This window comes from Candidatus Rokuibacteriota bacterium, from assembly GCA_016188005.1.
In the GTDB taxonomy this organism is placed as follows: Bacteria; Methylomirabilota; Methylomirabilia; order Rokubacteriales; family CSP1-6; genus UBA12499.
In genome coordinates, this window is record JACPIQ010000081.1 from 38,773 (window position 1) to 55,309 (window position 16,537).

The 16,537-nt window shown below is 69.5% G+C and carries 17 protein-coding genes; 16 read left to right on the top strand and 1 reads right to left on the bottom strand.

The genetic code is table 11. The features are described 5' to 3' along the window. Positions 1-188: 188 nt before the first annotated feature. The 16 genes from HYV93_15830 to HYV93_15905 all read left to right on the top strand — a co-directional run bounded on the left by HYV93_15830 (position 189) and on the right by HYV93_15905 (position 16,032). Complete coding sequence (locus tag HYV93_15830; protein ID MBI2527441.1) at positions 189-2,435, top strand: aconitate hydratase; 2,247 nt, start codon at positions 189-191, stop codon at positions 2,433-2,435. Positions 2,436-2,719: 284 nt separating this feature from the next. Then, positions 2,720-3,979: an NADP-dependent isocitrate dehydrogenase gene (gene icd, locus HYV93_15835; protein MBI2527442.1), complete on the top strand. Its 1,260-nt coding sequence runs from the start codon at positions 2,720-2,722 to the stop codon at positions 3,977-3,979. Positions 3,980-3,981: 2 nt separating this feature from the next. Next, positions 3,982-4,914 carry a malate dehydrogenase gene (gene mdh, locus HYV93_15840; protein MBI2527443.1) on the top strand — a complete coding sequence of 311 codons (933 nt, stop codon included), beginning with the start codon at positions 3,982-3,984 and terminating at the stop codon, positions 4,912-4,914. Between the two features lie 19 nt (positions 4,915-4,933). Continuing rightward, entirely contained in the window at positions 4,934-5,776 is an 843-nt protein-coding gene (locus tag HYV93_15845) for a fumarate hydratase (protein MBI2527444.1), read from the top strand. Positions 5,777-5,915: 139 nt separating this feature from the next. Further along, positions 5,916-6,464 (top strand): Fe-S-containing hydro-lyase, encoded by a 549-nt coding sequence (locus HYV93_15850; protein MBI2527445.1) that lies wholly within the window; start codon positions 5,916-5,918, stop codon positions 6,462-6,464. 18 nt (positions 6,465-6,482) lie between these two features. Continuing rightward, complete coding sequence (locus tag HYV93_15855) at positions 6,483-7,262, top strand: succinate dehydrogenase (GenBank protein ID MBI2527446.1); 780 nt, start codon at positions 6,483-6,485, stop codon at positions 7,260-7,262. A gap of 30 nt (positions 7,263-7,292) precedes the next feature. Beyond that, positions 7,293-9,095: a fumarate reductase/succinate dehydrogenase flavoprotein subunit gene (locus HYV93_15860; GenBank protein ID MBI2527447.1), complete on the top strand. Its 1,803-nt coding sequence runs from the start codon at positions 7,293-7,295 to the stop codon at positions 9,093-9,095. Next, the gene (locus HYV93_15865) at positions 9,095-9,847 is read left to right on the top strand and encodes a succinate dehydrogenase/fumarate reductase iron-sulfur subunit (GenBank protein ID MBI2527448.1); all 753 of its coding nucleotides are present in this window, start codon (positions 9,095-9,097) and stop codon (positions 9,845-9,847) included. Before HYV93_15860 ends, HYV93_15865 begins: the two co-directional genes overlap by 1 nt. Positions 9,848-9,911: 64 nt before the next feature. Next, on the top strand, positions 9,912-11,078 hold the full coding sequence (sucC, locus tag HYV93_15870; protein MBI2527449.1) for an ADP-forming succinate--CoA ligase subunit beta: 1,167 nt from the start codon (positions 9,912-9,914) through the stop codon (positions 11,076-11,078). Then, complete coding sequence (gene sucD / locus HYV93_15875) at positions 11,075-11,953, top strand: succinate--CoA ligase subunit alpha (GenBank protein MBI2527450.1); 879 nt, start codon at positions 11,075-11,077, stop codon at positions 11,951-11,953. Before sucC ends, sucD begins: the two co-directional genes overlap by 4 nt. 10 nt (positions 11,954-11,963) lie before the next feature. Then, positions 11,964-12,389 (top strand): nucleoside-diphosphate kinase, encoded by a 426-nt coding sequence (gene ndk, locus HYV93_15880; protein ID MBI2527451.1) that lies wholly within the window; start codon positions 11,964-11,966, stop codon positions 12,387-12,389. Between the two features lie 83 nt (positions 12,390-12,472). Beyond that, positions 12,473-12,904: a hypothetical protein gene (locus tag HYV93_15885; GenBank protein MBI2527452.1), complete on the top strand. Its 432-nt coding sequence runs from the start codon at positions 12,473-12,475 to the stop codon at positions 12,902-12,904. A gap of 77 nt (positions 12,905-12,981) precedes the next feature. Then, positions 12,982-14,634 carry an acyl-CoA synthetase gene (locus HYV93_15890; GenBank protein MBI2527453.1) on the top strand — a complete coding sequence of 551 codons (1,653 nt, stop codon included), beginning with the start codon at positions 12,982-12,984 and terminating at the stop codon, positions 14,632-14,634. A gap of 221 nt (positions 14,635-14,855) precedes the next feature. After that, the gene (locus HYV93_15895) at positions 14,856-15,512 is read left to right on the top strand and encodes a hypothetical protein (GenBank protein MBI2527454.1); all 657 of its coding nucleotides are present in this window, start codon (positions 14,856-14,858) and stop codon (positions 15,510-15,512) included. A gap of 44 nt (positions 15,513-15,556) precedes the next feature. Then, on the top strand, positions 15,557-15,742 hold the full coding sequence (locus tag HYV93_15900) for a hypothetical protein (GenBank protein MBI2527455.1): 186 nt from the start codon (positions 15,557-15,559) through the stop codon (positions 15,740-15,742). Between the two features lie 101 nt (positions 15,743-15,843). Continuing rightward, positions 15,844-16,032, top strand: a complete 189-nt coding sequence (locus HYV93_15905) for a PspC domain-containing protein (GenBank protein MBI2527456.1) — start codon at positions 15,844-15,846, stop codon at positions 16,030-16,032. A gap of 225 nt (positions 16,033-16,257) precedes the next feature. Here the strand turns inward: HYV93_15905 and HYV93_15910 are convergent. After that, positions 16,258-16,537, bottom strand: a 280-nt coding sequence (locus HYV93_15910; GenBank protein ID MBI2527457.1) for an amidohydrolase family protein, incomplete at its 5' end; no start/stop codon positions are given.

A 16,537-nucleotide genomic window follows, 5' to 3' on the forward strand; every position in this document is an offset into this window, starting at 1 on the left:
ATCGGCCCATTTCCCGCGGGCCGTCGGCGCCGCTGAGCGCCTTGACCCGTTGCCGCGCGTCATGCTAGCGTAGCCGGTGAATTGGACAGGTCGCCTCCTGTCCCGAGACGGGCTGGAGGCGATTCGTCCGTGTAGCCCCGAATCGCGACCTGGTGACCACGCGGTCCGGTTGATCGAGGAGGCCCTCCATGGCGGTAGACCTCATCCAGCGGCTCTATGAATCCGTGCCCGCCCGCCTCGAGGCCGCGCGCCGGCGCTTCGGCCGCGGGCTCACACTGGCCGAGAAGATCCTGGTGAGCCACGCCGACGACTTCGACGCGCAGGAATGGAACCGCGGCCGGGCGCAGCTCCGGCTCCGGGTGGACCGCGTAGCCCTGCAGGACGCCACGGGGCAGATGGCGCTGCTCCAGTTCATGCAGGCGGGCAAGAAGCGCGTCGCGGTGCCCAGCACGGTCCACTGCGACCACCTCATCCGGGCCCAGAGCGGGGCCCCCGAGGACATGAAGCGCGCGTCCACGGAGAACCGCGAGGTGTACGACTTCCTCCGATCGGCCGCGCGCAAGTACGGCCTCGGCTTCTGGAAGCCCGGCTCCGGCATCATCCACCAGGTGATCCTGGAAAATTACGCCTTCCCCGGTGGGCTGATGATCGGCGCCGACTCCCACACGCCCAATGCCGGCGGCCTCGGCATGGCGGCCATCGGCGTGGGCGGCGCCGACTGCGGCGAGGCCATGGCGGGACTGGCCTGGGAGGTGCTCCACCCCCGGCTGATCGGCGTGCGGCTCACCGGAAAACTCTCGGGGTGGACGGCGCCCAAGGACATCATCACCTACCTCTGCGGGCTCCTCACGGTCAAGGGGGGGACGAACAAGATCATCGAGTACTTCGGGCCCGGCGCCGAGTCCGTCAGCGCCACCGGCAAGGGCACCATCTGCAACATGGGAGCGGAGCTGGGCGCCACCACCTCGCTCTTCCACTTCGACGACCGCATGGGAGAGTATCTCCGCGCCACCGACCGGGCGGATGTGGCGGCACTGGCCGAGCGGCACCGCGCGCACCTGGTGGCGGACCCCGAGGTGCTGGCCGATCCCAAGAAGCACTTCGACGAGGTGGTGGAGATCGACCTCTCGGAGCTCGAGCCCCACATCGTGGGTCCACACTCGCCGGATCGGGCGCGACCCGTCTCCCGCCTCGCCGCCGAGGTCGCGAAGGAGGGGTGGCCCGCCCCCATCAAGGCCGCGCTCATCGGCTCCTGTACCAACTCCTCCTACGAGGACATGAAGCGCGCCGCCCACATCGCCACGCAGGCGCTCCGGGCCGGGCTCAGGGCCAAGACCCCCTTTCTCGTCACGCCGGGGTCCGAGCGCATCTACCAGACGATCAAGCGCGACGGCCTCATGGACACCTTCGAGAAGATCGGGGGCACGGTGCTGGCCAACGCCTGCGGGCCGTGCATCGGTCAGTGGAAGCGCTCGGATGTGGCCGCCAGCGAGGCCAACACCATCGTCTCGTCGTTCAACCGGAACTTCCCGGGGCGCAACGACGGCAGCGCCGCCACCCTCTCGTTCCTCACGAGCCCCGAGATCGTCACGGCGCTGGCCGTCGCGGGCACGCTCGAGTTCGACCCGGTGCACGGCACCCTGCCGGGCCCCGATGGCCGGCCCTTCCGCTTCACCGCGCCCGAGGGGGAGCAGCTGCCGCCCCGGGGCTTCGCCCGCAGCGAGGAGGGGTACGAGGCGCCAGCGGACGATCCGGACAGCGTCACGGTGGCGGTGCCGCCGGACAGCGAGCGGTTGCAGCTCCTCCAGCCCTTCCCGAAGTGGGACGGCCGGGACATCGTCGACTCGCCGATCCTGGTGAAGACCCGGGGCAAGACGACCACCGACCACATCTCGCCGGCCGGCGCCTGGCTCAAGTACCGCGGCCACCTCGACAGGATCAGCGACAACATGTTCCTGGGCGCCGTCAACGCCTTCACCGGGGAGGCGGGCAAGGGCGTGAATCCCGTCACGGGAGAGGTGGGGTGCGCGTTCTCGAAGATCGCGCGCGACCTCAAGGGCCGGGGGATCGGCTGGGTGGTGATCGGCGACGAGAACTACGGCGAGGGCTCGAGCCGCGAGCACGCCGCCATGTCGCCCCGCTACCTCGGCGGGCGCGCCGTGATCGTCCGGAGCTTCGCCCGGATCCACGAGACCAACCTCAAGAAGCAGGGGATCCTGCCGCTGACCTTCGCCGACCCGAAGGACTACGACCGCTTCGAGCAGGGCGACCGGGTGAGCCTCCGGGGGCTCGGGAGCCTCGCCCCGGGCGCCCCGGTCGAGGTGGTCATCCGCAAGCCGGGCGGCGGGACGGCGACGATCCGCTGCAACCACAGCCTCACGGAGGAGCAGATCGGCTGGTTCAAGGCGGGCTCCGCCCTGAACGCCCTGAAATAGGCGCGCGATCACGGCTCACGGAGAGCCAGAAACAACCGGCGGGGACGACGGCGGCTGACGTCACGTGGGTGAAGGCACCCAACGCGAGGTTCCGTCGGGGATGGGCGGGCAACAGCCCGGGGCCCATCCCTGGTGAGAGACGCGGGCGTGGCGACAGCCCGGATGCCCGCCCTCCGGATGACGGCGACTCGCGACGCGCGACAGATGGATGCGAACGTGCAATTCCGGCGGGGGCGGGCGTGGCGACAGCCCGGGTGCCCGCCTCAGGTGAAGGAGATGCGTGCATGGCAGGCAAGGTGAAGGTTCCCGCGGGCGAGAAGATCACCGTCAGTCACGGCAAGCTGCAGGTCCCGGAGCACCCCATCATCGCCTTCATCGAGGGGGACGGCACGGGGCCGGACATATGGGCGGCCGCGGTGCGCGTCCTCGACGCCGCCGTGGCCGGGGCCTACAAGGGGAAGCGCAAGATCGCGTGGTGCGAGACCTACGCGGGCGACAAGGCGAAGGCGGTGTACGGGGCGGAGTGTCCGCCCAACCTCCTGCCGTCGGAGACCATGGACGTGATCCGCCAGTACCTGATCGCGATCAAGGGCCCGCTCACCACACCCATCGGCGAGGGGTTCCGCTCGCTGAACGTGACCCTGCGCCAGGAGCTGGACCTCTACGTGTGCCTCCGGCCGGTGCGCTACCTCAAGGGCGTGCCCTCGCCCGTGAAATCGCCGGAGAAGATCGACATGGTGATCTTCCGGGAGAACACCGAGGATATCTACGCCGGCATCGAGTGGGAGCAGGGGACGCCCGAGGCGAAGAAGGTGGTCCAGTTCCTCCAGAAGGAGATGGGGGTCAAGAAGATCCGCTTCCCGAACACCTCCTCCATCGGCATCAAGCCCGTCTCCAAGGAGGGCTCGGAGCGGCTCATCCGCGCGGCCATGCGCCACGCGATCGAGCAGAACCGCCGGAACATCACCCTCGTGCACAAGGGCAACATCCAGAAGTACACGGAAGGGATGTTCATGAAGTGGGGCTACGCGCTGGCCAAGCGCGAGTTCTCGGACCGGCTCGTCTCCTGGGACGACTGCGGCGGCAAGCCGCCCGCCGGCAGGATCCTGGTGAAGGACGCCATCACGGATGCCTTCCTCCAGCAGATCCTCACGCGGCCGGACGAGTTCGACGTGATCGCGTGCTGCAACCTGACGGGCGACCTCATCTCGGACGCCCTCGCGGCGCAGGTGGGCGGCATCGGCATCGCGCCGGGCGCCAACATCAACTACGACACCGGGCACGCCCTCTTCGAGGCCACCCACGGCACGGCGCCCAAGTACGCCGGCCAGGACAAGGTCAACCCGGGCTCCGTCATCCTGTCGGGCGAGATGATGCTGCGCCACATGGGCTGGACGGAGGCCGCCGACCGGATCGTCGCCGGGCTCGAGAAGACCATCGGCCAGAAGGTGGTGACCTATGACTTCGCGCGGATGACCGAGGGGGCCCGGGAGGTCAAGTGCTCCGAGTTCGGCACCGCGATCATCAAGAACATGGAGGGATAGCGATGGGCGCGCGGGCGAAGATCACCGTGGTGGGCGCCGGCAACGTCGGCGCCTCGGTGGCGCAGTACGCGGTGGAGAAGGAGCTGGGCGACGTGGTCCTGGTGGACGTGCTGGAGGGTATCCCGCAGGGCAAGGCGCTGGACCTGGCCCAGGCCGGGCCGGTGCACCACTACGACTCGGCTCTCGTCGGCAGCAACGGCTACGACGAGACGGCCGGGTCGGACATCGTGGTCATCACCGCAGGGCTGGCCCGCAAGCCGGGCATGACGCGGGACGACCTCCTCTTCAGGAACGCCGAGATCGTCGGGGGCGTGGTGGAGCAGGTCGCCGCCAGGTCGCCGGAGGCGATCCTGATCCTCGTGACGAATCCCCTGGACGCCATGGTCCAGCTCGCCTGGAAGAAGTCGGGCTTCCCGTCGCCGCGGGTCGTGGGCATGGCGGGCATCCTCGACTCGGCACGGTTCCGCACCTTCATCGCCCAGGAGCTCGCCGTCTCGGTGGAGAACGTGACCGCCTTCGTCCTCGGCGGCCACGGCGACACCATGGTGCCGCTGCCGCGCTACTCGACGGTGGCCGGGATCCCCATCACCGATCTCCTGCCGGCGGACCGCATCGAGGCCCTCGTCAAGCGCACCGCCAACGGCGGTGCCGAGATCGTCGCCCTGCTGAAGTCCGGGAGTGCCTACTACGCCCCCGCGGCCGCCACGGTGGAGATGGTGGAGGCCATCCTCAAGGACAAGAAGAAGATCCTGCCCTGTGCCGCGTACCTGGACGGCCAGTACGGCGTGAAGGGCCTCTACGTGGGTGTGCCCGTGAAGCTCGGGCGCCGGGGCGTGGAGCAGGTCATCGAGATCAAGCTCACGCCGCAGGAGCACGCGGCGTTCCAGAAGTCCGCCGGCGCGGTGCGCGAGCTGGTGGACAAGCTGAAGCTCTAGGCCGCAGGCGGACACGGCCATGAGAGACATCCACACGTCCTCCGTTACCGATGCGGTCAAGAAGCTCTGCATGGAGGCGAACTACGAGCTCGAGCCGGACATGCTGCGGGCCTTCGACCGGGCGCTCAAGACGGAGCGCTCGGCCGCCGGCCGGCAGGTGCTCCAGATCCTGAAGGACAACGCCGAGCTGGCCCGGACGAAGAAGATCCCGTACTGCCAGGACACGGGGTTCGTCGTCTGCTTCGTCGAGCTGGGGCAGGATGTGCACGTGACGGGCGGGCTCCTGGCGGACGCCGTCAACGCGGGCGTGCGCCAGGGCTACACGGAGGGTTACCTCCGCGCCTCCATCGTCCGCTCGCCCTTCGACCGGGTGAACACGGGGGACAACACCCCGGCCGTCGTGCACGTGGAGGTCGTGTCCGGCGCCACGCTCAAGATCCAGATCATGCCCAAGGGCGGCGGCTGTGAGAACCGCTCCAAGTACAAGATGCTCACCCCCGCCGAGGGGGTGGAGGGCGTCAAGGCATGGGTGCTCGAGTGCATCAAGACGGCGGGTCCGGATGCCTGCCCGCCGCTGGTCGCTGGCGTCGGCATCGGCGGCACCTTCGAGAAGGCGGCGATCCTGTCCAAGAAGGCGCTGTTCCGGGAGCTGGGCACGCCCAACCCCGACCCCGCCGTGGACGCCCTCGAGAAGGAGCTGCTGGATCGCGCCAACCGCCTCGGCATCGGCCCCCAGGGCTATGGCGGCGACACCACGGCGCTGGGCATCCACCTCCTCACTTACCCGTGCCACATCACCAGCTTGCCGGTGGCCGTGACCATCGAGTGCCACGCCCATCGACACAAAGAGGTGACGCTGTGAACGGGCGGCTTCGAGCGCCGGCTTTGTCGGCGCAATCGACCGGGGGGAGGTTCGGAAGGGGGGCGCAGCCCGCCTCCGAGATCTGCCACGCCCATCGCCACAAGGAGGTGACGCTGTGATCACGACGGCGGCCGACGGGATCAAGGACATCACCCCCCCGCTCACGGATGCCGACGTCGAGTCGCTCAAGGCGGGCGACCGCGTCCGGATCACGGGGGTGCTCTACACCGCCCGGGATGCCGCGCACGGCCGGCTGCTGCCGCTGATCGAGGCGGGCAAGCCCCTGCCCATCGACATCCGCGGGCAGATCATCTACTACACGGGCCCCTCCCCGGCCCGCCCCGGCGAGGTCGCCGGCTCCATCGGTCCCACCACCGCCAGCCGCATGGACAAGTACACGCCGACGCTCTATGGCCTGGGGCTCAAGGGGACGATCGGCAAGGGGGCACGCTCCCAGCCGGTGAAGGATGCGCTCCGGCAACAGAAGGCCGCGTACTTCGGCGCCATCGGCGGGGCGGGCGCGGTGCTCTCCCGCTTCGTCAAGAAGCTCCAGGTCGTCGCCTACGAGGACCTCGGCACGGAGGCAATCAGGCGGCTCGAGGTGGAGGGCTTCCCCGCCATCGTGATCTACGACTGCCACGGCGGTGACCTCTACCAGGACGGGATGAGGCAGTTCGCGCGCGACTGAGAGAATGGGAGAACACCGATGAGCAAACACACCTTCGGCAACCAGCGGGGCGAGGTCATCCCGGGGGCGACCCTGCGCACCGACGCGTGGTGGATCGAGCCCGCGCTGGTGATCCTGCTCCTGGGGAGCTTCGCGGTGTACGCCACGTGGGTCGCGCTCCAGAACGCGCACTACTACGTGGCGCCGTACCTCTCCCCCTTCTACTCCCCCTGCCTGACCACCAGCTGCCAGCACGTGACGTTGCCGCTGATCGGCTCGTGGTGGACCCTCTCGCCGGCCTTCCTGATCCTCTGGGTCCCCGGTGGCTTCCGGGCCACGTGCTACTACTACCGCAAGGCCTACTACCGCTCCTTCTTCGGCTCCCCACCGGGCTGCGCGGTGCGGGACGTGGCGAAGGGCTACACGGGCGAGACGCGCTTCCCCTTCATCCTGCAGAACATCCACCGCTACTTCTTCTGGCTCTCGCTCGTGATCGTGGTCTTCCTCTGGTGGGACGCGGTTCTCGCCTTCCGCTTCCCCGACGGCTTCGGCATCGGGGTGGGGACGCTCGTGCTGCTGCTCAACGCGGCGCTCCTCACGCTCTACTCCATCTCCTGCCACTCCTGCCGCCATCTCTGCGGCGGGCACCTCGACGCGTTCCACACCCGGCCGGCCAGGTACTCGCTCTGGCGCACCATCAGCTGTCTGAACGAACGTCACATGCTCCTCGCCTGGGTCAGCCTCATCTGGGTGGGGTTGAGCGACGTGTACGTGCGGCTGCTCTCCATGGGTGTCATCCGGGATCTCCGGTTCTTCTAGCGCGATGCCTTTCTCCCTGGAGGTACGCCAATGGCTGCTGACGTGAAGTACGAGACCCACGAGTACGACGTCATCGTCCTCGGGGCCGGCGGCGCCGGGCTCCGCGCGGCGATCGAGGCCTCGGCGCAGGGCGCCCGGACCGCGCTCGTCTGCAAGTCGCTCCTGGGCAAGGCCCACACGGTCATGGCCGAGGGGGGCATGGCCGCGGCGATGCGCAACGTGTGGAAAGAGGACAGCTGGCAGGTCCACTTCCGCGACACCATGCGCGGCGGCAAGATGCTCAACAACTGGCGCATGGCCCAGATCCACGCGCAGGAGTCGCCCGACCGGGTGCTCGAGCTCGAGGAGTGGGGCGCGCTCTTCGACCGGACCAAGGACGGCCTCATCTCGCAGCGCGACTTCGGCGGGCACCGGTACGCGCGCCTGGCCCATATCGGTGACCGCACCGGGCTCGAGCTGATCCGGACACTGCAGCAGCGCGCCGTGCACAGGGGCCTCGAGGTGCACATGGAGTGCAACATCCAGCAGCTCGTCCTGGACGGCGGGCGCATCGCGGGCGCCGTGGGCTACTTCCGCGCCACCGGCCAGATCGTGGTCTTCAAGACGAAGGCCGTGGTGCTCGCCACGGGCGGGATCGGGAAGTCGTGGAAGTTCACGACCAACTCCTGGGAAGGCACCGGGGATGGCGTCCGGCTGGCGCTGGATGCGGGCGCCGAGCTCATCGACATGGAGTGCCACCAGTTCCACCCCACGGGGATGGTGTGGCCGGCCAGCGTGCGCGGCATCCTGGTGACGGAGGGAGTGCGCGGCGACGGTGGCGTGCTCAAGAACTCTGACGGCAAGCGCTTCATGTTCGATTACATCCCCGAGTTCTTCAAGGCGGAGACGGCGGACAACGAGAAGGAGGCCGACGCCTGGTACGAGGACAAGAAGAACCGGCGCACCCCGGACCTCCTCCCGAGGGACGAGGTGGCCCGGGCGATCAACTCCGAGGTGAAGGCCGGCCGCGGCAGCCCGCACGGCGGCGTCTTCCTCGACATCGCCTCCCGGCGCTCGGCCGACTACATCCGCAGGCGGCTGCCCTCCATGTACCACCAGTTCAAGGAGCTGGCGGACGTGGACATCACGAAAGAGCCCATGGAGGTCGGGCCCACCTGCCACTACATGAACGGCGGGATCCGGGTGGACGCCGACACCACCGCGACCCGCGTGCCCGGGCTCTTCGCCGCGGGCGAGGTAGCCGGGGGGCTGCACGGAGCGAACCGACTCGGCGGCAACTCGCTCTCCGACCTCGTGGTCTTCGGGCGCCGGGCCGGGCTCCACGCGGCGCAGTACGTCAAGTCGCTGAGCGGCCGGCTCGCCGTGGACGCGGGCCAGGTGGAAGCGGGCGTGCAGGGGATCCTGGCGCCCTTGCAGGGAAAGGGCAACGAGAGCCCGTACGCGATCCACGCCGATCTCCAGGAGTGCATGCAGGCCCTGGTGGGCATCATCCGCACCGAGGGCGAGCTCAAGAAGGCCCTGGAGGAGATCGCGGTCTTCAAGCAGCGGCTCGGGCGCGTCAAGGTCGAAGGCGGCCGGGCCTTCAATCCCGCCTGGCACCTGACGCTGGACCTGCACTCCATGCTGGCCGTCTCCGAGGCCGTCACACGGGCAGCGCTGGAGCGCAAGGAGAGCCGCGGCGGTCACACCCGGGACGACTACCCGAAGGCCGATCCCACGTGGGGCAAGGTCAACGTGGTCGGGCGCCGCAAGAACGGCGAGATCAGCGTCTCCCCGGAGCCCATCCCCGAGATGCCCAGTGAACTGAAGAAGCTCTTCGAGGAGAACAAATAATGGCCGCCTCCGAAGTCACGATGCGGGTGTGGCGCGGCGACGCCAAGGGCGGCGCCTTCAAGGAATACCGGGTGCAGGCGCAGGAGGGGATGGTGGTACTGGACGTGATTCACGCCATCCAGGCTGCTCAGGCCGGGGACCTGGCCGTGCGCTGGAACTGCAAGGCCGGCAAGTGCGGCTCCTGCAGCGCCGAGGTCAACGGCAAGCCGCGGCTGATGTGCATGACGCGCATGAACGTGTTCAAGCCCGGCGAGCCCATCACGGTGGCGCCGATGAAGACCTTCCCGCTCATCCGGGACCTGGCGACCGACGTCTCGTTCAACTACGAGAAGGCGAAGACGATTCCCGCCTTCACGCCCGGGCCCAAGGAGTCCGACGGGACGCGGCGCATGTTCCAGGAGGACATCGAGCGCGGGCACGAGTTCCGCAAGTGCATCGAGTGCTTCCTGTGCCAGGACGTCTGCCACGTGATCCGCGACCACGCGGAGAACAAAGCGGCCTTCGCGGGTCCGCGCTTCCTCATGCGGCTGGCGGAGCTGGACATGCACCCGCTCGACACCCAGGACCGCCGCGAGCTGATCCGGCTGAAGGCCGGCCTCGGCTTCTGCAACATCACGAAGTGCTGCACCGAGGTCTGCCCCGAGTATATCCACATCACGGACAACGCCATCATCCCGCTCAAGGAGCGCATCGTGACCGAGTACTACGACCCGGTGGTGTGGGTCCTGCGCAAGCTCGGGGTGCGGAAGTGACGGGCGAGGCGCAGCCGAAGGCGAGCCGAGCGAATACGGAAGAGCCGGCGGCCGAGCGCGAGCCATGAAGGTCCACGAGTACCAGGCCAAGGCGATCCTGCGGGAGTTCGGCGTCCCGGTGCCCGCGGGAGAGGTGGCCGAGACGCCGGCCCAGGCGCGGGCCATCGCCGGGCGCCTGGGCGGCAAGGTGGTGGTCAAGGCGCAGGTGCACGCGGGCGGGCGGGGCAAGGCGGGCGGCGTGAAGCTGGCCGACGATGCCGCGGCGGCCGAGGCCGCCGCGCGCCAGATCCTGGGCATGATGCTCCGGACCCCACAGACGCCGCCCGAGGGCATCAAGGTCCTCAAGGTGCTGGTGGAGGAGGCCTCGTCCATCGCGACGGAGCTCTACCTCTCCGTGACGCTGGACCGGGCGCGCGCCCGGCACGTGGTCATGGCCTCCCAGGCGGGCGGCATGGAGATCGAGGAGGTCGCTGCCAGCCACCCGGAGAAGATCATCCGCGAGTGGGCCGACCCGGCGCTCGGGCTCCAGCCCTTCCAGGCGCGCGCACTGGCCTTCGGCCTGGGGCTGTCGGGGGACCAGTTCAAGGCGGGCGTGGGGCTGATCCTGAGCCTCTTCCGGGCCTACGTCGAGAAGGACTGCTCGCTGGCCGAGATCAACCCGCTGGTGGTGACGCGCGACGGGCGGGTGCTGGCGCTGGACGCCAAGCTGAACTTCGACGACAGTGCGCTCTTCCGCCACAAGGAGGTCGTGGCGCTGCGCGACCTCAACGAGGAGGATCCGCTCGACGTCGAGGCCTCGAAGCACGGCCTCAACTACATCAAGCTCGATGGCAACGTCGGGTGCATGGTGAACGGGGCCGGGCTCGCCATGGCGACCATGGACATCATCAAGCTGGCGGGCGGCCAGCCGGCCAACTTCCTCGACGTGGGCGGCGGTGCCTCGCCGGAGCAGATCGAGAACGCCTTCCGGATTCTCTCCTCCGACCCCAGCGTCAGGGCCGTGTTCATCAACGTGTTCGGCGGCATCCTCCGCTGCGACCGGCTCGCGGAGGGCGTCATCACCGCCGTCACGAAGCTGGGGCTCAAGATCCCCGTGGTGGTCCGCATGGAGGGCACCAACGTGGAGCTGGGCAAGAAGATGCTCGCCGAGTCCGGGCTCAACTTCACGAGCGCCGACGACATGGGCTCGGGCGCCGCCACGGTCGTCGCCCTGGCGCGCAGCGTCGCATGAGCATCCTGGCCAACGGTGCGACCAGAGTCGTCGTCCAGGGCATCACCGGCAAGGAAGGCACCTTCCACGCCCTCCGCTGCAAGGAGTACGGAACCCAGGTGGTGGGGGGCGTCACCCCCGGCAAGGGCGGCACGACCCACGAGGGCTTCCCGGTCTGGAACACGGTGGAAGACGCGGTGCGTGAGGCGGGCGCGGACTGCGCGCTGATCTTCGTGCCGCCGCCGGCGGCGGCCGACGCCATCATGGAGGCCGCCGACGCGGGCCTGCCGCTCATCGTCTGCATCACCGAGGGCCTGCCCGTCGCCGACATGGTTCGGGTCAAGGCGTACCTCGCCGGGACGCAGAGCCGGCTCATCGGCCCCAACTGCCCCGGGCTGATCTCGCCGGGAAAGGCGAAGATCGGGATCATGCCGGGGCACATCCACAAGGAGGGTCCCGTGGGAGTGGTGTCGCGGAGCGGGACGCTCACCTACGAGGTGGTCCACCAGCTCACGCGACGCGGCCTGGGCCAGTCCTCGTGCGTCGGCATCGGTGGCGACCCGGTGAACGGCACCAGCTTCATCGACGTCCTCCGCCTCTTCCAGGACGATCCGGAGACCTCCGCCATCATGCTGATCGGCGAGATCGGCGGGACGGCGGAGGAGGAGGCTGCGGCCTTCGTCAAGGCGCATGTCACCAAGCCGGTCGTGGGCTTCATCTGCGGCCAGACGGCGCCCCCCGGCCGCCGCATGGGCCATGCCGGTGCCATCATCGCGGGCGGCAAGGGCACCGCCGCCGAGAAGATGAAGGCGCTCGAGGCCGCCGGCATCACCACCGTGAAGAGCCCGGCCGACATGGGCGCCACCGTCGCTCGCCTTCTCGGCAAGTCAGGGTAGGCGGGGTCCCATGGCGGCAGAGCGCACCCTCACCATCATCAAGCCCGACGCCGTGGCCAGAGGCGTGATCGGGCAGATCGTGGCCCGGTTCGAGCAGGCGGGCCTGAAGGTCCTGGCGGCCAAGCTCGTGCATCTGAGCCCGGCGCAGGCCGGGGGCTTCTACATCGTCCACAAGGAGCGGCCGTTCTACGCGAGCCTCTGCGCCTTCATGACCTCGGGCCCCTGCATGCCCATGGTGCTCGAGGGGGAGAACGCCATCGCCCGGCTCCGCGACCTGATGGGCGCCACCGATCCCGCCAAGGCGGCGCCAGGGACCATCCGCCGAGACCTGGCCGCGTCCATCGAGGCCAACGCCGTGCACGGGTCGGACTCGCCGGAGTCGGCCGCCTTCGAGATCCCTTACTTCTTCGGCGCCCTCGAGATCCACCCGCGCTGACTGCGCCCACCTTCTACCCGGCCGTCCTCGGACTGCGGCAGCGGATCATCGCCGGGACGATCGGCCTCGGCCTCGGTGTGGGCGTGCCCCTCGCGCTCTCCGTCGTCCTGCTCGCCACGACGGGCGAGCTGGCCTTCGTCATCTTCCCGCTGCCGTTCCTGGGACTCGTCTGGGCCCTCCAGGGGCTCGCCCCCTCGGGGTTCACGCTGGAGGAGCGGGGGGTGCGGATCGAGCGGCGCTGGCTCCCCCGGCGCCTCCCGTACTCGGCCATCCACGCCGTGGACCGGCGCCCGCGGCCCATCGGGGGACTGCTGGCGCTCGGGCTCAACGGGCTCTTCGGCTCCTATGGCCTCCGCTGGAACCCGCGCACGGGTCTGCACTACCTCGCCATCACCAACACCCGCGATCTCGTCTATCTTCACACCAGCCGCGGACTCGTCGTGATCTCGCCCAGCCGGCCCGACGAGTTCGTGGCCGAGCTGTCGGCGCGGCTGGCCCCGGCGCGGGAGGCGTGACGGGGCATGGGCCACGGAGATCAGCCCCGGGCGCTCGTGCGCCCCAGATGACGTCCGCCCACATCGGAGGAGATGCGATGGCTGCCCCCGGCAACGTCAACCCGTACGAGCTCGACCTGGACAAGAATCCGGCCAACCACGCGCCGCTGACGCCGCTGTCGTTCATCGAGCGCACCGCGCACGTCTACCCCGGGACGCTGGCGGTGGTGCATGGCGCGCGGCGCTTCACCTGGGCCGAGACCTACGCGCGGAGCCGCCGGCTCGCCTCGGCGCTGGCGCGGCGCGGGATCGGCGCGGGTGACACCGTGGCCACCATGCTCGCCAACACCCCGGAGATGTACGAGTGCCACTTCGGCGTCCCCATGACGGGCGGGGTGCTGAACACGCTCAACACGCGCCTCGACGCCGACGCCATCGCCTTCATGCTGGGGCACGGCGGGGCGAAGGTGCTCATCACCGACCGCGAGTTCTCCGACACGGTCGCGCGGGCGCTGGAGAAGCTGACGATGAAGCCGGTGGTCGTGGACGTGGACGACCCGGAGCACGCGGGATCCGGCGCCCGGCTCGGCCAGACGGACTACGAGGCCTTCCTCGCCGGCGGCGACGCCGAGTTCCCGTGGCAGCCGCCCGCCGACGAGTGGAACGCGATCTCGCTCAACTACACCTCGGGGACCACGGGCAACCCCAAGGGCGTGGTTTACCACCACCGCGGCGCCTACCTCAACGCCATCGGCAACATCCTCACCTGGGGCATGCCGCAGCAGTCCGTGTACCTCTGGACCCTGCCCATGTTCCACTGCAACGGCTGGTGCTTCCCGTGGACGATGGCCGCCAATGCCGGCACCAACGTCTGCCTCAGGAAGATCGACGCCGCGCTGATCTTCCGCTTGATCCGGGAGCATCGGGTCACGCACTACTGCGGCGCGCCCATCGTGCACAGCACGCTGATCACCGCCGAGCCCGCCCTGCGCGAGGGCCTCACCCACAAGGTGTCGGCCATGGTCGCGGCCGCGGCCCCGCCGGCGGCGATGATCGAGGGCATGGACAGGATCGGCTTCGATCTGACCCACGTCTACGGGCTCACCGAGACCTACGGTCCGGCGGCGGTGTGCGCGAAGCACGACGAGTGGAAGGGCCTCGACGTCGGCCGGCGGGCCGAGCGCAACGGCCGGCAGGGCGTGCGCTACCTGGTGGAGGAGGGGCTCACGGTGATGGACCCGGAGAGCATGACCCCGACGCCCAGGGACGGCGAGACCATGGGGGAGATCATGTTCCGCGGCAACATCACCATGAAGGGCTACCTCAAGAACCCGACGGCCACGCGGGAGGCCTTTGCCGGCGGCTGGTTCCACTCGGGCGATCTCGCGGTGATGCAGCCCGACGGCTACGTGAAGATCAGGGACCGGGCCAAGGACATCATCATCTCGGGCGGCGAGAACATCTCCTCCCTCGAGGTCGAGGACGTGCTGTACCGCCACCCCGCCGTGCTGGCGGCGGCGGTGGTCGCCCGCCCCGATCCCAAGTGGGGCGAGATCCCCTGCGCCTTCGTCGAGCTCAAGCCAGGCGCCCAGGCGACCGAGGCCGAGCTCATCGCGCATTGCCGCGCCCACCTCGCCCACTTCAAGGCGCCCCGGGCCGTGATGTTCGGCGTGGTCCCGAAGACCTCCACGGGCAAGCTCCAGAAGTTCATCCTGCGCGAGCAGGTGAAGTCGACAGCGGCCATCGAGTAGTGGCTCGCCGCTGAGACGCCCGGCCGATCGCAGGGCACGCCGAATTTCGTGGCGCGCGATCACCAGGATTGTCGACGGCACGCGCAATCGTCGCCGCGCAAGGGCTTCGCAGCCGCCAGGTGCCCGCCGGAACAGGGTCTTCGCCGCGATCGCGGGCTGGCATGCCCCGTGCACGTTCCTCTCCGCGGAAGGCACGGCCACTTCAGGAGGGAGCGGATACCATGCAGACCCTGCTCGGACATGCACTGATTGCACTTGCAGCGCTGACGACGATCCTGCCTGGGCGAGCGGAGGCCGTCCCCCTCACACACACGCCCCTGGACGCGCTGTGCCTCAGCGCCGAGGCTCCCGCAGCCTGCCACCGCAGCAGCGGGGCGTCGCGACCGGGCCACTCCTTCGACTACGATCTCTCGAGCGTGCTGGGCGGTGGCGACACGATCACCGGCGCCCAACTCCTGCTGGACCTCTGGGACGACAAGGGCAGGAGCGACGGGAGCGAGAAGATCAACATCGCGCTGGACGGAGTGCTCCTCTTCCACAACGCCGACGTCCAGCACGATGTGCGGATCGAGCTGTCCGATCTGTCCGACCTGTCACTGCTGGATGATGGCCGCCTCGGCGTCACGCTGACCGCCCGGAGAGGCGATTTCTTCTTCGGGGGCTCGACGCTCACGCTGTCTGTCGAGTCGGGCGGTCCGCTCGCAAGCTCCGTCGGCGCCCTCGCGAACGGCGCGACGGCGCCTGCCCCGGCTCCGGCCCCGCTCGTTCTCCTGGGCCTCGGCCTCACCGTTCTCGCGTGGCGGAGGCGCGCGGGCCATCGCCCCCGTTGCACGCTCGCCCGAAGGCTCGCCGGGCTCGAGGGTGCCGCGAAACGGTAAGGGATCGCGTCCGAACTCCAGAGCGCTCGAAGGCCCAGACCGAGATGCGCTTCCTGGACGCCCGGTCGGGCCAACCGGTTCTCGTGACGGCCGACCGCCGTGCCGCGGCCTACGGGGTCTTCGGGGGCGACAGCCGCGACCACCTGCGTGAGTCATTCGACGATGCCGCGCGGGACCTCGGGAGGTTCCTGGTCCGGCTGAGCCGGGGCGAGGCGCCGAGGAAGGAGTAGCGAGGGCCGCGATCCGCCGTACCGAGACTCCGCGGGACGGGGCGACCGCGCTCTGTGGGACACTCTGGGTAGGGACCTTCATCGCAGCCGGGAGGAGGGGCATGCCGCTTCAGCGCTCGCGCAAGTACCGGATGATCGCCGGAGTCTGCGGCGGGATCGCCGAGTGGCTGGGGTGGGATCCCACCGTCGTCCGCATCCTCTACATCGTCGTCTCCCTCGTGTCCGTGGCCTTCCCGGGCATCCTCGCCTACCTGGTGCTTTGGATCGTGATGCCGCGCGCCCGCGAGTAGCGACGCGCCCGGGCAGCCGGGACGGGGCGCTCACCAAGGACGGGGCGGCCGCCGCCCGCAATTCCTCGCCCCGGAGCACCTCCCGCGAGCGGTCAACCGGGCGAGCGACTCCTCGGCGCGGTGCGGGCGACCGACCCCGAGGACGTTCTCCGTGGCGCATACGTGGCACATGAGGGAGAGTCGGACGGGGTCGAAGCTGTAAGTCACTGAGTGTCGGGGGACGAGCTAAGGCGCGGGCGCCCCGCGCCGGTCGGCGCACACCGCCCCGCCCTTGAGCACCAGGGCGATCCTCGCGGGATCGAGCAGGATCTTCACGTCGTCCAGGGGGTTGCCGTTCACCACGACCAGGTCGGCGAGGCGGCCTTTCTCGATCGTGCCGAGCTCGCGCTCGAGCCCGAGGCAGCGGGCCGCCCACTGCGTGGCCGCCTGCAGGGCCTGCATGGGCGTGAGCCCCGCCTCGACCAGGCACTGGAGCTCCAGCGCGTTCTTCGGGTGGCCGTGGCCG